Genomic DNA, 22,259 nt, shown 5'->3' on the forward strand with positions numbered 1-22,259 from the left:
CGCCGTACTGACGCGAACCTCGGAACCCCGGCCCCTGCGGTCTGCGCCGGTAAGTCGCAGGCCTTGGGGCGTGGCGCCATCGGTCTGTGCCGGTAAGTCACAGTCCGACGGGAGCCGCTGTAGCCGTTGATCTGTCGCTGGTAGTGCGCAGACCTGAGAGCTGGGTTCCGTCCGTCCGCGCCGGTTCGCGGCGCAGACCATGGGGCTTGGTTTCCTCGACCCGCGTCACCTGGGACACGGACCTTGGGGGCTGGTCTCCTTCGACCTGCGCCGATCGAGACGCGGACTCCGGGGCTTGATCCCGTAGGGAGCCGGTTCCTTCGGCCGGGCGCCGGTGAGGGCGTCAGGCCTGGGGAGCTGGTTCCTTCGGTCCCGCGTCGACTGGGACGCGAGGCCTGCTCAGGGGGTCAACCACAGGCGGCCGGTCTGGCCGCGCTCCGCGACCGGTGGCTCGACTCCTGATGGACGAGCCTGCTCGACCCTCGAAGGGTGAGCCCGGTCCACTCGCCGGGGTCAGTCAGGTGAGAAAGACGGGTCGTCAGCCGCTGTGCGGACGACCGGGGGCAGCACGCGCGCCAGGGGGGCGCGCTGTGCCGTGAGACGCGGGTCGAAGGACCTCGCGATGTCCCCCATGCCTGGCCCGAAGGGGCCGTTGCCACCGCTGCCAGGCGCCAAGCCATTGGCGCCCATGTCGCTGGCGGTGGAAGGTGCTGGGACGCCGGGCTTCGACTGGCTGGTCAGCCCGTCTACACCACGCCCGGCCATTGCCTCGGCGTTGTCCGTCGCCGAGACGGCGTCGTCTGCCGTGGGGAAGTCGCCCGAAGGCGACCCGGAGACGACCTGAGAGATGCCGGCGACCGGAGAGACGACCGGATGGGGCAGGTCCGCCTGTGGAACGTCGGCAAGAGCGACGTCCTCCCGCGGAGCGACATCTCGCCAGGCGGCCGCTCCTGGAGCGGTTGCCTGCGGTGTGTCGGCTGGACCGGCCTCCGCCTGCGAGACGCCCGTCTGCCGGGCGTATGCCTGCGGGGCTACGGCGGTGGTCGCCGAGTGATCGGCGCCTTGCTCCGCCGGGTCGTGTGCCCCCATGGCGTCATGGGTGGTCACCGGGGTGTCGGCCCCTGTCGCCGCGGTGGGATCCGCGGCAGCCGGAGCGGCTCCTAGGAATCCGAAGAGCACTGCGAGCAGCCAGCCGGCGGCCATCAGGCCGCCTACCGTGGACGCTCGTGCGAAAACCTTCCGGGTGCCGGCCGCGAACCGCGCCATCCGAGCGGCCCGAGTGGTCAGCGCACCCTCTTCGGAGACGGCCACGGGCACGCGCCGAACAGCAAGGGACGATGTCCCCTGCTGCCGCACCGGCATGCGTGCCACGTGACCTCCCGAGCTCCAGAACCGACCTCCAGAGAGCCTCCCGGCCCTCTGCGCCGAGGTCAGTCCGTGGACTCACCCCTCAACGATCCGTAACCGTAACAGCACTCCACGTCATCGCAACGTGTTTTCCGCGAAGGAATCAGCAGCGATCCAGGAACCGGTCAAGTACCCGTACCCCAAATGCCAGCGAATCGGTCGGGACTCGCTCGTCCACCCCATGGAACATCCCCGAGAAGTCCAGATCGGCGGGCAACTTCAGCGGCGCGAAGCCGTACCCCCTGATCCCCAGCCGGTCGAACGCCTTGAGGTCGGTGCCACCGGACAGCGTGTACGGCACGACCCTGCCGTCCGGGTCCTCCTCCAGCAGGGCCGAGGTCATCGCGTCGACGAGCGAGCCCTCGAACGCGGCCTCCAGGGCGATGTGGTGCTGGATGAACTCCCTGCTGACGTTCGGGCCGATGAGGGTGTCGATCGTGGCGAAGAACTCCTCCTCGAGGCCGGGCAGGAACCTGCCGTCGATGGTGGCGCTCGCGGCCTGCGGGATGACGTTGGCCTTGTACCCCGCTTCGAGCATCGTCGGGTTCGCCGTGTTGCGCAGGACCGCGCCGATCATCCTGGCCAGCGGCCCGAGCCTGGCGACCGTGGCCTCGGCGTCGGCCTCGTCGAACTCCACGCCCAGCGCGTCCGACGTCTCACGCAGGAACGTGCGCACCGTCGGCGTCAGCCGTACCGGCCATTCGTGGCGTCCGATGCGGGCCACGGCCTCGGCCAGTTCGGTCACCGCGTTGTCGTCGTTGAGCATGGAGCCGTGCCCGGCCCTGCCCTTGGCCGTGAGGCGCATCCAGGCCATGCCCTTCTCCGCGGCCTCGACCAGGTACAGCCTGGTGGCCTCGTCGATCGACACGCTGAACCCGCCGACCTCGCCGATCGCCTCCGTCACGCCTTCGAACGCCTCGGGGTGCTTGTCGACGAGCCAGTGCGCGCCGTACGTGCCGCCCGCCTCCTCGTCCGCGGTGAACATCAGGACGACGTCACGCGGCGGCCTCCTGCCCTCGGCGAGGCGCTGCCTGACGACGGCCAGGATCATCGCGTCCATGTTCTTCATGTCGACCGCGCCCCGGCCCCACACACATCCGTCGGCCACTTCGCCGGACATCGGGTGGTACGTCCAGTCGGGCGCGTCGAAGGGTACGACGTCGAGATGGCCGTGCAGCAGCAGCGCGCCCCTGCTGGAGTCCTCGCCCTCGATCCGCGCGACGACGTTCGCCCGCCGCGCGTCCGACTCCAGCACCCTGGCCTGCAGCCCCACCTCGGCCAGCTTCTCCGCCACGTACTCCGCCACCGCCCGCTCCCCGGGCCCCGCGTTGTCCCCCGCGTTCCTGGAGTCGATCCTGATCAGGTCGCGACACAGCTCGACGACCTCGTCCTCACCCTTGAGCACGGCCATGGCGGCTCCCTCGATTGATCCTCTTTACCGCCCATCCTGCCTTCGGCCGGGCCGCCTCGCATTAAGCGGTATGACGCACCCCTCAGAGTTTGCTAACCTTAGGCACGCCGACGCGGGATGACGGTCCCGCGTGCAGGCACCAAGTCCGGGTGGCGGAATAGGCAGACGCGCTAGCTTGAGGTGCTAGAGCCCTTTACGGGGCGTGGGGGTTCAAGTCCCCCCTCGGACACGCAAGTACCCCATATGCGGGGTCAAGCTCGGTCTACGGACCGGGCTTTTTGCTTTCCAGCGACAACCCTCCGCGTCCACCAGGCGGTAGCCGTACGGCGGGCGCCCGCCCATGTACCTGCCCTGCTGGGCCGCCTGCACCCGCATCGCCGCCAGCACCCGGTGCCCGGCACGCACGACCTCGCGCTTGGACTGAGCACCCAGGACCGTCGTCAGCACCCGGTGCATCGGGCTGTCCACCTCCACCGGACCGGCCACCTCCGGCAGCCACACTTGAACCCCGTGCTCCTCCAGCCAAGGCAACAGCTTGTTAAGTTGGTCATCGAAGAACGCCCGCTCGTACTCACCGACCACGATCGCGTCGATGGGGCGGCCTGGCCGCTGACAAGCGCCAGCAGCTCCGATGCCTGAGGACGTTCCCGCCGTGACACCCCGATGTCGAAGAACTCCCCGAACGATCCGTCCGTGCCCCACGACCAGATCCGCGGCAACTTCCTGCTGCCAGCCGCGCGAGGTCCACCGGTCCTGGAGCCGTTTGGTCGAGGTCAGGCCGTAGAACGCGAACCGCAGACCGGGTTCGGCTTCCTGACTCCCGGGCGGCCGCCGACGGGTTCCTCGACGTGCCTGCATGATCCAACCGTCGAGGTGTGGTTCGGAGGGTGTAGTCGTCATGGCACTGCCTCTCCTCGCCGCTCTCCCAGCCGACGAGGATCTGACCTCCCTATGACGCGAATCCCTCGCAACACCTCATACCGCCCGTGACATAGCGGCCTCCTCCATCATGCGCCTTAGTCTTCAACATTAGTGTTGCATTAGTGACGCACTTGAGAGGTAGTCTGGAACCATGAAGACGTTCCCTTTCAGCGCGCTGGCCCGTGACCGCAACGAGGTCTTCCCTGAGCTCGACGCTGCAGACGTCCTCCTGGAGCGCCGGGACGCCGAAAACGTCTGGCTGGTCCGCGACGAGCGCTACCAGGCCGCTCGCGGCGCCCTTCTCACGCTGGCCCGGTCCATGACCATCGTCGCCCGTGCCAACCGAGTCCTGGCGGAAGAGGCCATAGCCGAGGACCTTCCGTGGCTGACCTGGCTGCCCGAGAACGAGCGCCCCCAGTGTGTTCGTGAACTCCTCGCTCATCTGCTGGCTGGAGCCGACACGGGGGAACTGATGCCCTACGCCCGAGCCCGCCGGTCGTGGACTTCCACCGCTCTGGCCTGGAGCGATCCTGAGATTGCCCGTGACCTGGCCAATCCGTTCGACGGCAGCGGCGGACAGTCGGTTGAGAGTGCCGAATGAGTGGCCGGGGCGAGGAGATCCGCCGACCTACCGGATGGATCGTACGCGCCGCCAACGCCAAGGCTTGGAAGGCCTGGCGGGAGCTACGGGCCCAGGTGCCTGGTAACTGTGACCGCTGCTGCTGGTTGGACCTCACCGGTGATCCGCGCCGGGTCGATGACCGTCAGCATCCGTTGTCTGGATCGCTGGGCACCGTCAAGCACGACAACCGTGATCTGGAGCAGTGGCAGTACGAGATCACCTCCGGGGGACGCGTCTGGTACGCCATCGACGACGACGAAACGACCATCTGGCTCACCAAGGTCGCCGCCGGCCACCCCAAGGCATCCGAACGACGAAACCGCTAGTCGACCCTGAACCCACGCATCGAGGGCACTCTTTGATGACATCGATGACGCGGCCCACCTCGGACACCCAACAAGACCTGCCTACTTGAGCATGTGTCCGGCCCTGACCACGCAGCCACCACCCGGGTTCAACAAGTGCTCGGATCGCCCTGATCCGCAGAAAGCTCGCCGGGCTGGCGCGGGCCGACTCGGTCTACTACGACACCATCAGCCAGGTCGTCGCCCCGCAGTGGAGCAAGGGCCGGGTGGTGCTGCTCGGAGATGCGGCCTGGTGCGTGACGCTGTTCGCCGGATACGGCTCCTCCCTGGCCGTCGGCGGTGCCGACCGCCTCGGCGCCGAACTGGCCGCCCACCCCGGCGACCTCCCGGCCGCACTCGCCGCGTGGGAGGCCGCCATCCGGCCCGAGGCGGAACGGAAACAGAAGCTCGGCCGCCGGGTCAAAGGTGTTTACGCCCCCGCCAACTCCCTGGTGCTGTGGCTGAGCCTGCTCCCGCTGCGCCTGGCCTCGTTGCCGCCGGTGCGCCGGTACATGACCCGCCGCTTCATCAAAGGCTGACACTCGCCGCGTGTCGGGGATGGCGCAGCGTGCCGACGGCCGGGGCGTGCCTCGATCCGGTCAGTACGGCGCATGCGGCATCAAGGATGCGTAGGGATCGAGGTCAGGCGCGCAGGTATCTCGTATGAGCGACGGTCGCAGGTGGAGGGGTGCTTGAGAGTGGGAGCCGTCACCCGTAGGAGGAGCGATGACGGTGCGTACCCCCGAGCGCGGCCAACCCCCGGATACCCGGACGATCCAGGGCCGGGGCATGGAGCAGTTCCATCACCCGCGGCCGGTTCGCGAGATGTCACGACCCACCAGGCAACGAGCGCAGCTGCTCTCCGGCCTGACGGGCACCGTCCTGGAGCTGGGGGCCGGTGACGGCGTCAAGCTGGCCTGCTACCCGGCCGGCGTCGGCGTCGAACGGATCGTCCTGGTGGAGCCCGACCCGTTCCTGCGGGCCATGGCCGAGCACACGGCGCAGGATCTTCCGGTGCCGGTCAGCGTGATCGACGGCGATCTCACCCGGCTGCCCGTTGCGGAGGCGTCGTGCGATGCCGTGGTCTGCTCGCTGATCCTTTGCTGTGCGGCCCGTCCGGCGCAGGCGCTGGCCGAGGTACGGCGTGTGCTGCGACCGGGCGGGCAGCTTCGCTTCTACGAGCACCAGCGATCCGGCAACCCGTTCCTCGCCCTGGCCGAGACCCTGGCGACCCCGGTCTGGTCACGGGCCTCGGGCGGCTGCCGCCCGGCACGCGACACCATGGCGTGCATCGAGCGGGCCGGTTTCGGGATCGAACGGCTCGAAAGGTTCGACTATCACCGCGTCCCCCACGTCCTCGGCGTGGCACGCCCGCGCTAGAGGCACCGGCACGGCGGCTCCCGTCGGCACGTACCGCGCCGCCCCTCACGTACCAGGAGTGCCTCGGCGGGCGGTCACGACTTTCGCGTTCCGGGCGCCCCCCTCGGTCCCCCGGCGCCTCCACCTCAAGCGTGCCACCAGCCCCGCCGCCGCGACCAACGACACAGCCCCCAGCCCCCACGCATCCCACACATTCCCTCCCAACGGCAGATCCAGAACGTGATTGGCCGCATGGAACGTATTGGTGACCAAGAACCCGCCCAACACGGTGGCGACCACATCCCGGCACCACAAAGCAGCCAGCAGTGTCAGCCCGATGCCGATCTGGAAAACGCCGGCGTCGTGCAGGAAATGGAGGTGGTTGGGCCAGTTGGTGAAAGCGGCGAAGGTGGCGGGGGAGAGTCTGGCCCAGATGCCGGTGGTGAGCATGGAGGCGGCGGAGAGCAGGACGGTGAGGCGTACGAAGGTGGTCATGGGGTGTCGATTCCGGCGCGCGGGCGCCAGGTGAGGTCGTGGCGGGCCTTGTCGTTGGAGACGTGCAGGGTGGTGTCGATCATCAAGGCGCCCAGGTAGGGGACGAGGCGGCGGAGCAGGGGGCCGGGCAGGCGTAAGGGGAGGCGGCCTCGGGCCGAGGCGGTGGCTTTGGCCATGTCGCCCCAGGTCGTGGAGTGGTCGGCGACGATGTTGTACGCCTCGCCCGGACGGCCGTGTTCCAGGGCGGCGACGGTGGCGTCGGCCGCGTCGGCGGTGTGGATCCACGGGACCAGGCCGCCGCCGTTCCACGGCACGGGCGTGGAACGGCTGCCCGGACGCGGGTCGAACCAGGTGCCGGGCCCGTGGAACAGGCCGTAGCGCAGGGCGATGCCGTCCAGGTGGCGTGCGGACAGGACCTGGTGCTCGGTCGAGCGCAGGCCGTCGAGGACGAAGTCGGCGACCGTGCCCCGGGCGACGGCGAAGGGCGCCTCCTCGGTGAGTACGGTGCGGCCGTGGTCGGTGTAGCCGTAGCCGAGCGCCATCGACTGGGTGACGAACCGGGTGGCGCCCAGCGACTCGGCCGCCTCCAGCAGGTGTGCGGTTCCCCGGCTGCGCAGGAGGGTGTTGGGGTCGTTCGCGTCCAGGGTGCGTCTGGGTCTGCTCAGGGAGGTGAGCTGGTGGACGACGGCGTCGGCGGACAGGCCTGCCACCGCGTGGAGCAGGGCGTCGCGGTCCAGTGCGTCGGCTCGTACGGGCTTGGCGCCGAGCCCGGTGGCCGTCGCCTCGGCGGTCTCGGTGCGGACGAGGGCGAGCACCTCGTGCCCGGCGGTCGTCAGCGCGCGGGTCAGCGGCCTGCCGATGGCCCCCGTGGCACCGGCCAGCAGGACCCTCATGTCAGGCACTCGGCCATACGCCCGAACAGGACCCTCACCTCAGCCCCTCGATCCCGTCCCGGTACGTGCTCATCGCCGGAGTCCACCCCAGTTCCGCCTTGGCCTTCGCGTTGGACAGCCGGTAGGTGCCGGTCATGACGGCGTGGATGTACGGCATCGCCCGCAGGAACCAGCCGGGAACGGCGCGGGGTGTCGGAGCGCCGATGCGGGACGCGACCGCCACGTAGTAGTCGCGGAAGGAGGCGGGCAGGTCGTCGACGATGTTGTACGCCTGGCCGGGGCGGCCGTGTTCGAGGGCGGCCACGGTGGCGGCGGCGGCGTCGACGACGTGGATCCTGGACATGAGCCCGCCGTGCGGCACCGGCAGTTTGCCCTGCCGTACGGAGTCGATGGTCGGATCGCCGTCGGCGCCGTAGAAGATGCCGTAGCGCAGGGCGATGCCGCCGATCGCGTACGCCTGCTGCTCGGTGCTGTGCATGGCGGCGATGTGCTGGTCGAATCGGCCGAATCCCGGCTTGCCGAACGGGTCGTTCTCGGTCAGTGGCCGCTCCCCCAGGTCGCCGTAGCCGTACCCGAAGATCATCGACTGGGTCAGGAAGCGGGTGGCGCCTGTCCGCCGGGCCAGTTCGACCAGGTTGGCCGTGCCTTCGACGCGCAGGCGGTTGGTGGCGGCCATGTCCTTGTGCCGCATGGGCGCCTTCTTCAGTGCGGTCAGCTCGTGGATCACGGCGTCGGCGCGCAGGCCGTCGGCCGCCTTCAGCAGGCCGTCGCGGTCCAGAGCGTCGCCGACCAGCGGTTCGACGCCATCGGTCAGAGTGTCGCCGCCGCGGCGGGTGAGGGCGACGACGTCGTGGCCCGCGGCGAGGAGCGCCCGGGTGAGGGGGGCTCCGACGGCGCCGCTCGCACCGGCGAGGATGACTCTCATGGTGGTGCTGCTCCTTCGATGTCTTCCGTGTCTGGATGCCGTGTCCGGCTTCGGCCGGTCACCACGTTAGGAGCGGGCGACGGCCTGCGGTATCGGGCAATTGCCCTGCTCTCAGGTTGTGAGGCGTCGTGTGCGTGAATTAGGTTCTGCACGTGCTTCACGGCAGGCAATCGGAACAGCAACACATCGCACGGCTCCTGTCAGAGGCCGAAGACGGTCACAGCTCGGCCCTGGTCGTCATCGGCGAGCCCGGCGGCGGTAAGACCGCGCTCATGGAGCACGCCGCACGCCTCGCATCGGGCGGCTTCACCCTCCTGCGGTGCACCGGGATCGAGAGCGAGTCCGAGCTGCCTTTCGCCGCGCTGCACCTGCTGCTGTCGCCGGTGCGTGAAGGGGTCGACGCGCTCGCCGTACCGCAGGCCGATGCGTTGCGGGCGGCGTTCGGGCTGGCCGCGCCGGGGGGCGCCGATCGCTTCCTCGTCGGGCTGGCCGCACTGTCGCTGCTGGCCGACGCGGCTGCCGCGGGGCCGGTGCTCTGCCTGGTCGACGACGCTCAGTGGCTCGACCAGCCCTCGCTCGAAGCGCTGCTGTTCGCCGCCAGGCGGCTGGCCGCCGAGGGAGTCGTGCTGCTGTTCGCCGGGCGGGAGGAGCTCGTGGCGCCCGGACTGCCCGAGCTCCGGCTGGCGGCGCTGAGCCGGAACGCCTCGCGCGACCTGCTCGCCGAGCACGCGCCCGACCTCGAACCGGGGGCACGCGACCGGGTGCTGGCCGAGGCCGCGGGCAACCCCCTGGCCCTGCGCGAGCTGGCGCATGCCGACGTCGACTCCCTGGCGGTCGGGCCGCTGCCGCTGCCGCGCCGGCTGCAGGAGGCCTACCGGCAGCGGATCGCCGGGCTGCCCGAGCACACCAGGACGGCCCTGCTGGTGGCAGCCGCGCAGGAGACCGACGAGCTGGACACGGTCCTGCACGCCATGGCCGATCTCGGTCTGTCGGCCGAGTCGCTGGCCGAGGCCGAGGAGATCGGCCTGGTGACGGTCTCCCATCACTCGATCGCGTTCAGGCATCCGCTGATCCGGGCGGCGGCCTACCAGGGCGCCTCCTTCACCCGGCGGATGGTCGCGCACGCGGCGATCGCCGCCCGGCTGAGCGATCCCGACCGGATCGCCTGGCACCGGGCGGCGGCCACGGCCGGGCCGGACGAGCGGGTCGCCGCCGAGCTGGAGGCGGTAGCCGTACGGGCGAGGCTGCGGACCGGGTACGCCACGGCGGTGACGGCGCTGGAGCGGTCGGCCAGGCTCACGCCCGAGGACGGGGCGCGGGCGCGGCGGCTGGTCACGGCGGCGGAGACGGCCGTCGACGCGGGACAGCCCGACCGGGCGCTGCGGCTGGCCGAGCAGGCCCAGCGCCTGCCGCTGAACGTCAGCGAGGCGGCGCGGCTGGCCGGAGTGCGCTCATGGATCGAGTTCGAGCACGGTTCGCTGGAATCGGCCTACGACGTCCTGATCGCGGCGGCGGAAGGCGTCGCCGGGCACGACCCGGACCTGGCGGCGGCCATGCTGGTCGACGCGGCGAGGGCGGCCTGGACGATCGGCAGGGCCGAAGGGGTCGTCCTCACCCACAGGAGGCTGGCCGAGCTGCCGCAGGACGCCGCACGGCAGATGCACCTCCAGATCGCCACAGGGCTGGTCGGGCTGCTCTCCGACGACGCCGAGAGCGGGGTGGCGCTGCTGGGGCGGATCGTGGCCGAAGGCCGTGACATCCGGCCGGGCCTGACCTCGCTGCGGCTCAGCCTCTCCCTGCTGGCCCAGCTCGTCGGCGACTTCGACACCGCGAGGGAGATCGTCGTCGCCCTGGCCGACGAGTGCCGTACCCACGGCATGGTGGGCTGGCTGCCGCCGGTGCTGTGCACGCTGGCCCTGGCCGAGGCCAACGTCGGCCGCTTCCGCGACGCCGCTTCCGCCGCCGCCGAAGGCGCCCAGGTCGCCAGGGACACCGGGCAGCCGAGCCGGGTCGCCCAGGCCGACATGATCCTGGCCTTCGTGGCCGCGGTCGACGGCGACGAGGAGCGCTGCCGCGAGCTGGCCGGGCGCAGTCTGAGCACGTTCGCCGCCGAGTCCAACACGGTGTCGGCGGTACGCGGCGAATGGGCGCTCGCCCTGCTGGAGCTGGGGCTCGGTCGCAACGAGGCCGCGCTCGACCGCATGGAGACCGCCTTGCGCGACATCGGCCCCTGCCGCGGCAACGTCCTGCTGATGGCCGCCGACCAGGTGGAGGCCGCGGTCAGGGCCGGGCAGCCCGAACGCGCGGCGGAGCCGATGGCCGCCGTCGAGTGGTGGGCGCGTGTGGTGCCCGCCGACTGGTCGCGTGCGCTGCTGCTGCGGTGCCTGGCCCTGCTGAACGGCTCGGAGGCGGCCTTCCTCCAGGCCGTCGAGCTGCACGCGGGCGACGAGCGCAGGCTGTTCGACCGGGCGCGTACCCACCTGGTGTACGGCGAATGGCTGCGCCGCGAACGCCGTAAGAGCGAGGCGAGGGCCAGGCTGCGCGACGCGCTCGAAACGTTCGAACGGCTCGGCGCGAAGCCCTGGGCCGAGCGCGCCCGTGCCGAGCTGCGAGCCGCCGGTGAGGGCGCCATCCAGCCTTCCGGCACCGATCCGGCGGGCCTGCTCACGCCTCAGGAGCTCCAGGTCGTCCGGCTGGCGGCGACCGGCGCGACGAACAAGGAGATCGGCGCCCAGCTCTTCCTCAGTCCCAAGACCGTCGGCCACCACCTCTACCGGGCCTTCCCCAAGCTCCAGGTGTCGACGCGCACGGAGCTCGCCACCCTTCGTCTCGGCTAGGCGCTCACCTTGGGGCCCAGGTCGCCCACCACCCTGGCGAGCGCGCGTACCCGCTCGTTCTCGGCCTCGCTGCGCCAGACCAGGCCCCACCGGGCGGGCGGGCTGTCGCGCATGAGCAGGTAGGCGACGTCCGGCCTGGCGTGGTAGCGGGTGGCGTGCGCGCTCAGCGGCTGTACGGCCTGCCCGGCGCCGACCAGTGTGAAGATGTCCTCCAGCGTCGCGACCGACTGCGCTCCCCGCTCGACCCGGCGGCCTTTGGGCGTGTGGAAGGGCGTGAAGACGTCCTCCCAGTACTCGGGGACGTTGCGCCTGCCGTTCACCCGGCCGTCCAGGACCGGGAAGTCGCCCAGCGCCTCGCTCGACACCGACGTGCCCCGTACGGCCAGGCAGTGGTCGGCGGCCACCAGCAGCACGCGGGGCTCGGTGAAGACGACCGGGCCGACGGTGAAGTCGGGCTCCTCGACGGGCAGCCAGGCGACGAGCACGTCGACATCGCCCCTGCGCAGGGCCGCGAAGGCGTCGACGAACGGGTTGTGCCTGATCTGCAGCTCCCACTGGGGGTGCCTGGCGCGGAAGGTCTCCCAGAACGGGCGAAGGTCGTAGGCGTTGCTGGGCAGCATCCCGACCCGCACCACCCCGCGCAGTCCACGGCCGGCCGCGATCGCCTCGGCGATCACCTGCTGGGTACGGGCGTAGGCGGGACGCAGGTCGGCGTCGAACCTCTCCCCTGCCGGTGTCAGCGTCACCCTGCGGGTGGTCCGGTCGAACAGGGGGAAGCCGAGCAGGCGTTCGAGCTTCTTGATCGTCTGGCTGACCCGTGCCGTGGACACCGTCAACCGGTCGGCGGCCCGGCCGAAGTGCAGCTCCTCGGCGACCGTCAGGAAGATCTCGATATCGCGCTGTTCCACCTTGATAACTCCTACATGACCATTAATCGCCAGCTTAACGACTGTTGCGAAATCTGCTCTTTTTCCCGGTCAGGCGCCCGGTCCATCGTTGGCAGGGGTCCGCCCACGCGGATCATCACGAACCGAGACAGGAGCCACACCATGGAGATCAGCGTCAACACCTTCGTCAGCCTCGACGGTGTCATGCAGGGGCCCGGCGGCCGCACCGAGGACCAGAGCGACGGCTTCGACCGAGGCGGCTGGCTGGTGCCGCACAGCATGGACGGCCAGCTGAACGCCGTCGCCGGATGGTTCGGCAAGGCGGACGCCATCCTGCTGGGCCGTACCACGTTCGAGATGATGCGCGGGTACTGGTCGCAGGTGACCGAGCCGGACAACATCGTGGCCACGGCGCTCAACACCTGGCAGAAGTACGTCGTCAGCGACACGTTGTCGGACGAGCAGGCGGCGTGGGGCCGTACGACGGTGCTGCGCGGCGACGTCCTCGACCAGGTGCGCAAGCTCAAGGAGCAGCCCGGCGGCGAGCTGCAGGTGCACGGCAGCTGGCGGCTGGCCCGCACCCTGCACGACGCCGGGCTCGTCGACCTCTACCGGCTGATCCAGGTGCCGGTGGTCGTGGGCGAGGGCAAGCGGCTGTTCGCCGACGGCGCGGTCCCGGCGACGTACCGGGTCACCGAGGCCGAGGTGGTCGACGGAGGGTCGGGCGCGGTCGTGCTGACCCTGCGTCAAAGTGCGTTCGGCACCGCGGGGGCGGGCGAGTTCACGGTGAGCGACGGCAAGGAGGACGTCGCCTGAGGACCGTCGCCCCTCCCCCGATCGAAGGAGACCTCCGTCATGTTCGACCTGACCGGCCCCTGGGCGCGTGTGCTGGCCGACACGAGGCTGCACCACGGGCCCGCCATGCAGTCGCTGGCCGTTGACCCGGTCTCCCACGAGCTGTACCTCGTCCAGCTCCGCGACCCCCGAGGCGTCGACCTGTGCGTCAACCGCGTCTCGCGCGTCACCGGGCAGGTGCTGGACTGGATGCACCTGGACGGCTTCGGCCACGGCTACCAGATCGGCGCACAGCACATCGGCGGGCGTACTCATCTGTGGTCCGAGACCGCGCCCGTGCGCAAGGGGTTCGGAACCAGGGTGGCCAGGTTCCCGTATCTGCCCGGCCGGACCATCGGCCCGGCCTCCGGCGAGCTGACCAAGCCGTACTCCCCCGGTCCCGACACCCTGACCTGCGCGCCCGCCGTCGACCCGATCGGCAACTGGCTGACGCTTCGCCACCGCAGGCCCGGTGGCCTCTTCTACAGCCGTCATCCCGTCGACCCGGCCACCGGCAAGGTCTCGGGCACCGCCGCCGCCACCATCGCGCACCCGGCGTCGGTCGTGGGCACCTTCCAGGGGTTCGCCACCGTCGGCGATCTGCTCTACCTCTACAACGGCAGTCCGTCGGACTCCTACGAGAGCGGCGACGCGCGCATCTCGCTGCTGTCCTGGCGGCATCCGGACCGGCCTCCGGTCGTCACCCCCGTCACCGCGCTGCCCGGCCTGGCGCATCGCGAACCCGAGGGGCTCGCCGTCGAACCGCTGGGGCGGGGCCGGGCGCGGTTGCTGTTCGGCTTCAGCGGCGACGCGCCGAAAGGGCGGCTGGCCAGCGTGTGCGCCTTCACCTCCGATCCGCCGGTCCAGGGGGTGAAGGTGCTGGCGGACTGGGGTGAGCTGGCGCTCGGCCGCGCGTTCACGGCGCACACGGGCGGGCGGGTGCCGCGGGCCCGGCTGGTCAGCGTCGGCGGGGTGACCCAGCTCCAGCTCCGCGGCTCGCTCGGCTGCCCGGACCTCACCGGGGCGGCGGACTTCGCCGACCTGCCTCCCTGGCTGACGCCGAGCCTGCCGGTGCGCTCGGCCGTACCGCGCAACATGAGTCACGGCCGTGCCGCGTGCCAGGTGGAGGCGCTGCCCTCCGGGCGGCTGCGGGTCTCGGGCGCCGGTTCCGCCCATCCGCTGACCTGGATCGACCTCGACAGCTTCACCGCGCCTTGGAAGTGACGGAACTCGCCATGTCATCGCCTGCTCGCCGTACCGTGCTCACGGCGGCCTTCGTGCTGCCCGCCCTCTCCCTGCCCGTGCTCGCCGCCGGGTCCTCCGTTTCGGAGGTGGTGTTCGACTGGCAGGCCGTCAGGCTTTCGGGTACGGCGAAGGCCGTGGCGGGCGGGGAGCCGCAGGCACGGGTGGTCAGGGTCGCGGGCACCGATTTCCTGCAGTTGCGTGGTGCCGTGCGGGTTTCCTTGAGCGCCGACGGCGTGCTGGGGACGCTGCCCGCCGGGCTGCGGGCGCCGAAGCTGACGCGCGGCCTGTGTCCTCGCAATCGCGACGCCGGCCGGGGTCTGGACGTGTGCCGGGTGGAGGCCGACGTCAGCGGCGCCGTCGTCGTGCTCGGCGCCACCGTCGCGAGTCCCATCACCTGGGTACGGCTCGACGGCTTCTCCTCGGTGCTGTCCTGAGCTGCCCGGCATTTGGATTGACTTGAGACACAATTAAATGTAATTATCGCTCCATGGAAAGTGGTCCGGCGGCCAAACGCCCCTACCGCCTGGGCGCCCGTGCCGCCGCCGTGGAGGCGACGCGGGCGCGGGTGATGGAGGCCGCGGCGGCCCTGTGGACGCGGCGCTCCTACTCCGACGTCACGTTGCAGGACATCGCGGTCGAGGCCGATGTCTCCGTCCAGACGATCGTCAACCGGTTCGGCAGCAAGGAAGGGCTGGCCGACGCGGTGGCCGACGGGATGGGAGAGCGGGTGCTCGCCGATCGGCAGGCGCCCACCGGGGATGTCGCGACGATCGTGCGGGTGCTCTTCGCCGACTACGAACGGCACGGCGACGCCAATGCGCGCTGGACGGCCGAGGAGGGCGTTCCGGCGATGGCGCGGGCCATCGCCGGGGCGCGCAGGATGCATCGGGAGTGGCTGGAGCAGGTGTTCGCCGATCGCCTCCCGGCGGCCGGAGCCGAGCGCGAGCACGCGCTGCACCTGCACTACGCCGCCACCGACGTCACCCTCTGGAAGCTCTGGCGCCGCGACCTCCAGCTGTCACGCGAGGACGCCGAACGAGCCATGCGCGACCTCTTGCATGCGATCGACCCGAGAAGGGGCCACCATGAGTAGGCGATTCCTGTTCACCACCTGGTCCGGCGGCGGAGCCGTGCCCCCCGTGCTCTCGGTGGCCCGAGCCCTGCACGAGCGCGGGCACAGCGTGCGCATCCTGGCCGGTACGGCGGAGCTCGCGGATGTCGCCGCCACGGGCGCCGTGCCCGTCGCCTGGACGACGGCGCCACACGGTGACCCCGCCGATCCGGCGACCGACGTGCTGAAGGAGTTCGAGAGCCGGACACCGCTGGGGGCCTTCGCCCGGCTCCGGGACCGGCTGGTGTGCGGGCCCGCGGCGGACTTCGCCAGGGACACGCTGGCCGAGCTGGCGGCCCATCCGGCCGATGTGCTGGTCACCGACTTCGCCCTGCTCGGCACGATCGTCGCGGGTGAGGCGGCGGGGGTTCCGGTGGTCTCGCTGGGCACGACCGTCTATCCGTTCACCACGCCGGGCGCGCCACCGTTCGGGCCCGGGTTCGCGCCCGCCGCCGGACGGCTGGGGCGGCTGCGCGATCAGGTCGTGGCACGGCTGATCGACCTGCCCTGGTCGAAGGGGCTGCCCGCGCTCAACGCCGCCCGGGTCGCGAACGGACTGGCGCCGGTGGAGTCGGTCGTACCGATGTTCTCGCGTATCGACCGCTTTCTGGTGCTGTCGCCGCGGGCGCTCGACTATCCGGGCCGCCGCTTCCCCGAGCACGTACGCCATGTCGGTCCTCGGCTCGACGACCCGGCCTGGGCTGCGGCGGACCTCGGGCAGGTGCCGGAGGGGGAGGCGCCGTTGGTGCTGGTCGGGTTGAGCTCGACGTTCATGGAGCAGGGCGCGCTGCTCGCCCGGATCGCGCAGGCGCTCGGCACCCTGCCGGTGCGCGGGCTGGTGACGACCGGGCCCGCGGTGGACCCGGCGACGATCCCGGCGCCCCGCAACGTCCACGTCACCACCGCCGTGGCGCACAGCGTGGCGCTGCGGCAGGCCGCCGTGACGCTCACGCATGCCGGTCACGGGACCGTCGTGAAGTCGCTGGCCGCCGGTGTCCCGCTGGTCTGCATACCGCTGGGCCGCGACCAGACCGAGGTCGCCAGGCGCGTCGAGCAGGCGGGCGCCGGTGTCACCGTACGCAAGGGCGCTTCGGCGGGCACGATCGCCCACGCCGTCGAACGCGTGCTCGGCGACCCGTCCTTCCGCCGGGCGGCACGACGGCTGGCGACCGAGATCGCCGAGGAGACAGCCACCGACCGGGCGGTCACCGAACTGGAGAGCATCGCCGCCGCCGTGTGAGGGCGATCGCGGGTCGCATGGTCGCCGTCTAGAGAGCGTCGATGACGAGGAAGCGGAACGGGCTGCCGGAGAGTTCACCGACTTGTCAAAACTTGGATGGTTCGTTCTCTTGAACTTGTCGTGTTTACGCCGGTAGGTTGGCGCGCATGACCGCATCCCAGCCCCCCGCCACCACCGCCGAGGAGCTGCGTGGGGCCGGTCTGCGGGTGACGGCCGCGCGGGTTGCGTTGCTCGAGGTCGTCAGGGGTGGCGATCATCTCGACGTGGAGGCCATCGCCTCGGGGGTGCGCGATCGGGTGGGCCACATCTCGTTGCAGGCCGTGTACGAGGCCCTGCACGCGCTGACCGCCGCGCGGCTCGTACGCAGGATCGAGCCGCCTGGCAGTCCGGCTCTTTTCGAAGGACGGGTGGGAGACAACCACCACCACATCGTGTGCCGGTCGTGCGGCGCCGTGGCCGACGTCGACTGTGCGGTCGGCGAGGCGCCGTGCCTGACGGCCTCCGACGACCACGGCTTCGCCATCGACGAGGCCGAGGTCATCTATTGGGGCCTGTGTTCCGGCTGTAGCAGCGCCCGCAGTGCTTGAGGACTTTGATCGTTATTCCGGAGGGATTCGCATGACCGACAACCACGACGCACTCGTCACCGAGGACGTGCCCACGAGCGGGGACGGCTGTCCTGTCGCGCACACGCGCGCCTCGCACCCGACGCAGGGCGGCGACAACCGTCAGTGGTGGCCCGAGCGGCTCAACCTGAGGATCCTGGCCAAGAACCCGGTCGTCGGCAACCCTCTCGGCGCCGACTTCGACTACGCCGAGGCGTTCAAGAGCCTCGACCTCGCGGCCGTCAAGCGCGACATCGCCGAGGTGCTCACCACCTCGCAGGACTGGTGGCCCGCCGACTTCGGGCACTACGGCCCGTTCATGGTCAGGATGGCGTGGCACAGCGCGGGCACCTACCGCATCAGCGACGGCCGAGGTGGCGCCGGAGCCGGTCAGCAGCGTTTCGCCCCGCTCAACAGCTGGCCCGACAACGCCAACCTGGACAAGGCCCGCCGCCTGCTGTGGCCGGTCAAGAAGAAGTACGGCCAGAAGCTGTCCTGGGCCGACCTGCTGATCCTCACCGGCAATGTCGCCCTGGAGACGATGGGCCTGCCGACGTTCGGCTTCGGCGGCGGTCGCGCCGACGTGTGGGAGGCCGAGGAGGACGTCTACTGGGGTCCCGAGACCACCTGGCTCGCCGACGAGCGCTACACCGGCGACCGCGAGCTCGAAGGCCCGCTCGGTGCGGTCCAGATGGGCCTCATCTACGTCAACCCCGAGGGCCCCAACGGCAACCCGGACCCGCTCGCCTCGGCCCGCGACATCCGCGAGACCTTCCGCCGCATGGCGATGAACGACGAGGAGACGGCCGCGCTCATCGCGGGCGGTCACACCTTCGGCAAGACCCACGGCGCCGGCCCCGCCGACCATGTGGGCGGCGACCCCGAGTCCGCCTCGATCGAGGACCAGGGCCTCGGCTGGAAGAACGCCTTCGGCAGCGGCAAGGGCGGCGACACCATCACCAGCGGCCTTGAGGGCATCTGGACGAACACTCCGATCACCTGGGACAACACCTTCCTGGAGATCCTCTACGGCTACGAGTGGGAGCTGTTCAAGAGCCCGGCTGGCGCCGACCAGTGGCGGCCGAAGGACGGCGCGGGCGCCGGCACCGTGCCCGACGCGCACGACCCGTCGAAGAGCCACGCCCCGACGATGCTGACGACCGACCTGGCCCTGCGGGTCGACCCGATCTACGAGCAGATCACCCGTCGCTGGCTCGAGCACCCCGACGAGTTCGCCGACGCCTTCGCCAGGGCGTGGTTCAAGCTGACCCACCGCGACATGGGCCCGGTCGTGCGCTACCTCGGCCCCGAGGTGCCCTCCGAGGTGCTGCTGTGGCAGGACCCGCTGCCCGTGGCGTACTACGAGGGCATCGACGCCGACGACGTCGCCGCGCTCAAGGAGCGGATCGCCGGCACCGGCCTCACGGTCGCGCAGCTCGTCTCGGCCGCCTGGGCCTCGGCCGCCTCCTACCGCGACAGCGACAAGCGCGGCGGCGCCAACGGCGGACGCGTACGGCTGCAGCCGCAGGTCGGCTGGGAGGCCAACAACCCCGGCCGGCTGGCGACGGTGCTCAACGCGCTCGAAGGCGTGGAGCAGGCCTTCAACGCGGGCAGGACCGACGGCAAGCGCGTCTCGATCGCCGACCTGATCGTGCTCGGCGGCGTGGTCGGCGTCGAGCGTGCGGCCAAGGAGGCGGGCTTCGAGGTCGAGGTCCCGTTCACGCCCGGCCGGGTCGACGCCTCGCAGGAGGAGACGGACGTGGAGTCCTTCCACGCCCTTGAGCCCTCGGCCGACGGCTTCCGCAACTACCTGGGCAAGGACGCCAGGCTGCCCGCCGAGTACCTCCTGATCGACAAGGCGAACCTGCTGTCGCTGAGCGCTCCCGAGACGGCCGTGCTCGTCGGCGGTCTGCGCGTGCTCGGCGCCACGCACGAGCAGACGCCGTTCTCGGCCTTCACCGACAGGCCGGGCACGCTGACGAACGACTTCTTCGTCAACCTGCTCGACCTGGGCACGACGTGGTCGGCCACCTCGGGCGACGCCAACGTCTTCGAGGGGCGCGACGCCACCGGCGCCGTCAGGTGGACCGGGAGCCGGGCCGACCTGGTGTTCGGCTCGAACGCCGAGCTGCGCGCGCTCGCCGAGGTCTACGCCAGCGACGACGCCGCGCAGAAGTTCGTGACGGACTTCGTCGCCGCCTGGGCCAAGGTCATGGACCTCGACCGCTTCGACCTGGTGTGACGCCGAGCGACCGCCTCCCCCGCTCAGTGGGAGGCGGTCGCCTCGACGAAGGCGGCCAGTCTGGCCCTGGTCGCGGGCGCCTGGTCGGGCGAGAAGCCGGTGAGCAGCGCCTCGGCCTGCCTGACGATCTCACGCGCCTCCTCCGTCCTGCCGCCCTCGTGCATGACCTCGGCCAGCCGGCTGAGCGCGTCGGTCTCGTCGAACCTGGACTGGCCGCGCCGCAACGCCAGCGCCGCCTCGTAGTGCGCGATGGCCTCGTCGTAGCGGCCGAGCCCCCGGTAGACGAAGCCGAGGCTGTCGAGCGAGCACGCCTCGCCGACCGGATCGCCGATCTCGCCCAGGATCTCCAGCGCCTCGACGCAGTGCGCCAGCGCCTCCTCGCGCCTGCCGAGCTGGGCCTTGCTCCAGCCGATGTTGTTGAGCGCCATGCCCTCGCCCGGCCGGTGCCCCACCGCACGGCACAGGGCCAGGGCCGCGGTGCCGTTGTCCAGCGCGTGCTCGTGGTCGCCGAGCGCGGTGGCCAGGACCGCCCTGTGGATGTGCGCGGCCGACTGGCCGATGTTGTCGCCGAGCCGCCGGTAGAGGTCGAGTGCGGCGTCGAGGTGGAAGGTCGTCTCCTCCCACGCGCCGAGCCTGCTGAGCGCCTGCCCGAGACCGAAGTGGCAGTAGGCGATCGCCGAGACGTCGCCGAGCCTGCTCGCGGCTTCGAGGCCGATGCGGTGCAGGTCGGCCTGCTCGTGGAAGTGGCCCCACTGCTGCAGGAACGTACGCAGCGTGCGGGGCAGCTGCCAGGCGTAGTCGTCGTAGCCCGCCGCCCTGGCCGCGTCGACGGCCGCCACCAGCGTGCCGAGCTCCCTGTGCAGCCAGGTCAGCGCGGCCCGGTCGTCCTTCGGCCGGATCACCGTCACGTGCTCTTCGGGCGGCGCGATCGTCACGGCGAGCTGGTAGTTCGGATTGAGCGTCTTGTCGCACTGATAGGCCGTGTGCAGGTAGTGGTCGAGCAGCCCGCGCAGGGCGTCGTCGCGTACGTTCTCCGGGTCGTGGGCGAGGGTCAGCTCCCTGGTGTAGGCCCAGACCAGGTCGTGGCAGACGTAACGCTCGGCCGACACCATGGTCAGCAGGCTCGCCCTGGTCAGCTCGGTCAGCAGGCGGCGGGCCCGCTCCAGCGGCACGCGGGCGAGGCTGGCCGCCGCGGCGGCGGTCAGGTCGGTGCCCAGGTGCAGTCCGAGCAGGCGGAACAGCCTGGCCGCCTCCTCGCTGAGCGCCAGGTAGGACCAGGAGAACACCGCGCGCAGATCGGTGCTCGCGTCGCCGCCGTCGAAGGCGTCCAGCCTGCTGCCCGCGACGCCGAGCTCGTCCAGCACCTGGCGCAGGGCGATGGCCGGTCTGGTGACCGCCCTGGCCAGCACGATGGCCAGGGTCAGCGGCAGGCCGTCGCACAGCGCGACGATGTCCTCGACCGCCTCGCTCTCCGCACTCGCCCTGCCGATGCCCACCCTGCGGACGACGAGCTCGCGGGCCTGGGCGTCGGGCAGCAGGGCGAGCGGCACCGGCAGTGCGCCGTCGAGTGCGACCAGGCCGCCGAGCTCGTGCCTGCTCGTCACCAGGATCAGGCAGCCGGAGGAGTTCGGCAGCAGGGCTCTGACCTGGTCGGCGTCGCGGGCGTTGTCCAGCAGCAGCAGGATGCGGCGCCCGGCCATCTTGGTCCGCAGCAGGCCCACGCGCGCCTGGAGCGTGTGCGGGATCTGGGCGGGCGAGAAGCTCAGCGCCTCCAGGCACAGCCTGGCCGCCTCCGAAGGCGGCATCGGCTCGTCGACGGGGCCGAACCCCCTGAGGTTCACGTACAGCTGCCCGTCGGGGAAGCGCTCGCGTACGGTGTGCGCCCATTGCACGGCGAGCGCGGTCTTGCCGACGCCGCCGCTGCCGGTGATGAGGCCGACGGCCGGAGCGCCGGACGCCGGGTCGCCGGGACCGCGCAGCAGGGTGTCGAGCAGGGCGAGTTCGGCCGCGCGGCCGGTGAAGTGGTCGGTGCCGGGAGGCAGCTGTCTCGGGATCGGCCCGTCCGGCGGTTCGGCTGGGAGGGGTCCCGCGGTCAGGGTGGCGACCGGTCTGCCGTTGAGGACGTCCTGGTGCGCCTGCTGCAGGGCGTCGCCTGGTTCGATGCCGAGTTCGTCGGCGAAGCTCTGCCGTACCCGCCGGAACAGCTCCAGGGCGTCGGCGCGTCTGCCTGACAGGGCCAGTGCCGACAGCAGCAGGACGGCCAGCCGCTCCCTGAGGGCGTGCTCGGCGTGCAGGGCGGTCAGGTCGGCGACCACCTTGTCGTGCCGTCCGGCCCGCAGTTCGAGCAGGGCGTGCTCCTCGAGTACGGCCAGGCGCTCGTCCTGGAGGCCGGGCGCGACCATGTCGTGCAGCCATCTGCCCGCGACGTCGCCGAGCGCGGGGCCGCGCCACAGGGCCATGGCCTGTTCCAGCCGGTCGCCCGCCGTCTCGCCTTCGAGCTGCTTGGCCTCGGCGACCAGGGCCCTGAACCGGTGCAGGTCGATCCGGGCGGGGTCGGCCTCCAGGCTGTAGCCGTGCGCGAAGGTACGCAGCTCGACGCCCTCGCCCGAGGCGAGCAGCATGCGCAGTTTGGACACCTGGACCTGCACGGAGTTACGCGCGGTGGCCGGTGGGGCGCCGCCCCACAGTGCGGTCGTCAGCCGCTCGACGGGAACCGTACGGCCGGGTTCGAGCAGGAGCATCGCCAGGACGGTCCGCTGCTGCGCGGTGACGGGGCCGACTCGCTGTCCGTCCTGCCAGATCCCCACCGGACCCAGAAGACGAAATTCCATGGATGCGCCACCTTGCCCTTCGCTGGAGCAATGATCCCGGATTTCAGCGC

Annotated in this window: 19 protein-coding genes and 1 tRNA gene; 13 read left to right on the top strand and 7 right to left on the bottom strand. The window is 71.2% G+C overall.

Translation table 11 applies throughout. From position 1 onward, the window contains the following. Nucleotides 1-1,510 precede the first annotated feature (1,510 nt). The gene (locus ACTWNK_RS41720; RefSeq protein ID WP_474310586.1) at nucleotides 1,511-2,818 is read right to left on the bottom strand and encodes a M20/M25/M40 family metallo-hydrolase; all 1,308 of its coding nucleotides are present in this window, start codon (nucleotides 2,816-2,818) and stop codon (nucleotides 1,511-1,513) included. Nucleotides 2,819-2,961: 143 nt separating this feature from the next. On the opposite strand from ACTWNK_RS41720, the gene ACTWNK_RS41725 reads away from it, so the two are divergent. Continuing rightward, a tRNA-Leu gene (locus ACTWNK_RS41725) sits at nucleotides 2,962-3,047 on the top strand. Here the strand turns inward: ACTWNK_RS41725 and ACTWNK_RS41730 are convergent. Then, nucleotides 3,029-3,718, bottom strand: coding sequence for a serine integrase family protein (locus tag ACTWNK_RS41730; protein ID WP_474310587.1), 690 nt, complete (start codon nucleotides 3,716-3,718; stop codon nucleotides 3,029-3,031). The genes ACTWNK_RS41725 and ACTWNK_RS41730 overlap by 19 nt on opposite strands. A gap of 172 nt (nucleotides 3,719-3,890) precedes the next feature. On the opposite strand from ACTWNK_RS41730, the gene ACTWNK_RS41735 reads away from it, so the two are divergent. The 4 genes from ACTWNK_RS41735 to ACTWNK_RS41750 all read left to right on the top strand — a co-directional run bounded on the left by ACTWNK_RS41735 (nucleotide 3,891) and on the right by ACTWNK_RS41750 (nucleotide 6,085). Further along, a complete protein-coding gene (locus ACTWNK_RS41735; protein ID WP_474310588.1) occupies nucleotides 3,891-4,340 on the top strand; it encodes a hypothetical protein in 450 nt (149 codons plus the stop codon). Beyond that, nucleotides 4,337-4,687, top strand: coding sequence for a hypothetical protein (locus ACTWNK_RS41740; protein ID WP_474310589.1), 351 nt, complete (start codon nucleotides 4,337-4,339; stop codon nucleotides 4,685-4,687). Before ACTWNK_RS41735 ends, ACTWNK_RS41740 begins: the two co-directional genes overlap by 4 nt. Before the next feature lie 206 nt (nucleotides 4,688-4,893). Further along, entirely contained in the window at nucleotides 4,894-5,244 is a 351-nt protein-coding gene (locus ACTWNK_RS41745) for an FAD-dependent monooxygenase (protein WP_474311142.1), read from the top strand. A 187-nt stretch (nucleotides 5,245-5,431) separates the two neighbouring features. Next, nucleotides 5,432-6,085, top strand: coding sequence for a class I SAM-dependent methyltransferase (locus ACTWNK_RS41750; protein ID WP_474310590.1), 654 nt, complete (start codon nucleotides 5,432-5,434; stop codon nucleotides 6,083-6,085). A gap of 45 nt (nucleotides 6,086-6,130) precedes the next feature. Here the strand turns inward: ACTWNK_RS41750 and ACTWNK_RS41755 are convergent, their stop codons facing one another. The 3 genes from ACTWNK_RS41755 to ACTWNK_RS41765 are packed head-to-tail and all read right to left on the bottom strand — an operon-like array spanning nucleotide 6,131 to nucleotide 8,377. Further along, entirely contained in the window at nucleotides 6,131-6,559 is a 429-nt protein-coding gene (locus ACTWNK_RS41755) for a hypothetical protein (RefSeq protein ID WP_474310592.1), read from the bottom strand. After that, nucleotides 6,556-7,452, bottom strand: coding sequence for an NAD-dependent epimerase/dehydratase family protein (locus ACTWNK_RS41760; protein ID WP_474310594.1), 897 nt, complete (start codon nucleotides 7,450-7,452; stop codon nucleotides 6,556-6,558). The genes ACTWNK_RS41755 and ACTWNK_RS41760 overlap by 4 nt, the downstream gene beginning before the upstream one ends. 34 nt (nucleotides 7,453-7,486) lie before the next feature. Beyond that, nucleotides 7,487-8,377, bottom strand: a complete 891-nt coding sequence (locus ACTWNK_RS41765; protein ID WP_474310596.1) for an NAD-dependent epimerase/dehydratase family protein — start codon at nucleotides 8,375-8,377, stop codon at nucleotides 7,487-7,489. A gap of 152 nt (nucleotides 8,378-8,529) precedes the next feature. Between ACTWNK_RS41765 and ACTWNK_RS41770 the strand changes: the two genes are divergently transcribed. Then, nucleotides 8,530-11,214 (top strand): helix-turn-helix transcriptional regulator, encoded by a 2,685-nt coding sequence (locus tag ACTWNK_RS41770; RefSeq protein WP_474310597.1) that lies wholly within the window; start codon nucleotides 8,530-8,532, stop codon nucleotides 11,212-11,214. On the opposite strand, the gene ACTWNK_RS41775 is transcribed toward ACTWNK_RS41770, so the two are convergent. Further along, on the bottom strand, nucleotides 11,211-12,122 hold the full coding sequence (locus ACTWNK_RS41775) for a LysR family transcriptional regulator (protein WP_474310598.1): 912 nt from the start codon (nucleotides 12,120-12,122) through the stop codon (nucleotides 11,211-11,213). The genes ACTWNK_RS41770 and ACTWNK_RS41775 overlap by 4 nt on opposite strands. A gap of 141 nt (nucleotides 12,123-12,263) precedes the next feature. Between ACTWNK_RS41775 and ACTWNK_RS41780 the strand changes: the two genes are divergently transcribed. From ACTWNK_RS41780 to katG, 7 genes are all read left to right on the top strand, one after another. Further along, complete coding sequence (locus ACTWNK_RS41780; RefSeq protein WP_474310599.1) at nucleotides 12,264-12,917, top strand: dihydrofolate reductase family protein; 654 nt, start codon at nucleotides 12,264-12,266, stop codon at nucleotides 12,915-12,917. Nucleotides 12,918-12,956: 39 nt separating this feature from the next. Continuing rightward, on the top strand, nucleotides 12,957-14,159 hold the full coding sequence (locus tag ACTWNK_RS41785) for a phage baseplate protein (RefSeq protein WP_474310601.1): 1,203 nt from the start codon (nucleotides 12,957-12,959) through the stop codon (nucleotides 14,157-14,159). A gap of 11 nt (nucleotides 14,160-14,170) precedes the next feature. After that, a complete protein-coding gene (locus tag ACTWNK_RS41790; RefSeq protein WP_474310603.1) occupies nucleotides 14,171-14,614 on the top strand; it encodes a hypothetical protein in 444 nt (147 codons plus the stop codon). A gap of 53 nt (nucleotides 14,615-14,667) precedes the next feature. Then, the gene (locus ACTWNK_RS41795) at nucleotides 14,668-15,273 is read left to right on the top strand and encodes a TetR/AcrR family transcriptional regulator (protein WP_474310604.1); all 606 of its coding nucleotides are present in this window, start codon (nucleotides 14,668-14,670) and stop codon (nucleotides 15,271-15,273) included. Beyond that, nucleotides 15,266-16,531, top strand: a complete 1,266-nt coding sequence (locus tag ACTWNK_RS41800; protein WP_474310605.1) for a glycosyltransferase — start codon at nucleotides 15,266-15,268, stop codon at nucleotides 16,529-16,531. The genes ACTWNK_RS41795 and ACTWNK_RS41800 overlap by 8 nt, the downstream gene beginning before the upstream one ends. A 146-nt stretch (nucleotides 16,532-16,677) precedes the next feature. After that, nucleotides 16,678-17,118 (top strand): Fur family transcriptional regulator, encoded by a 441-nt coding sequence (locus tag ACTWNK_RS41805; protein WP_474310606.1) that lies wholly within the window; start codon nucleotides 16,678-16,680, stop codon nucleotides 17,116-17,118. A 31-nt stretch (nucleotides 17,119-17,149) separates the two neighbouring features. Beyond that, on the top strand, nucleotides 17,150-19,378 hold the full coding sequence (katG, locus tag ACTWNK_RS41810; RefSeq protein ID WP_474310607.1) for a catalase/peroxidase HPI: 2,229 nt from the start codon (nucleotides 17,150-17,152) through the stop codon (nucleotides 19,376-19,378). A 23-nt stretch (nucleotides 19,379-19,401) separates the two neighbouring features. Here katG and ACTWNK_RS41815 read toward each other — a convergent pair whose 3' ends face one another. Further along, nucleotides 19,402-22,209: an AfsR/SARP family transcriptional regulator gene (locus ACTWNK_RS41815; protein WP_474310609.1), complete on the bottom strand. Its 2,808-nt coding sequence runs from the start codon at nucleotides 22,207-22,209 to the stop codon at nucleotides 19,402-19,404. Nucleotides 22,210-22,259 lie beyond the last annotated feature (50 nt).

It is taken from the genome of Nonomuraea sp. IBHARD001, assembly GCF_056106265.1.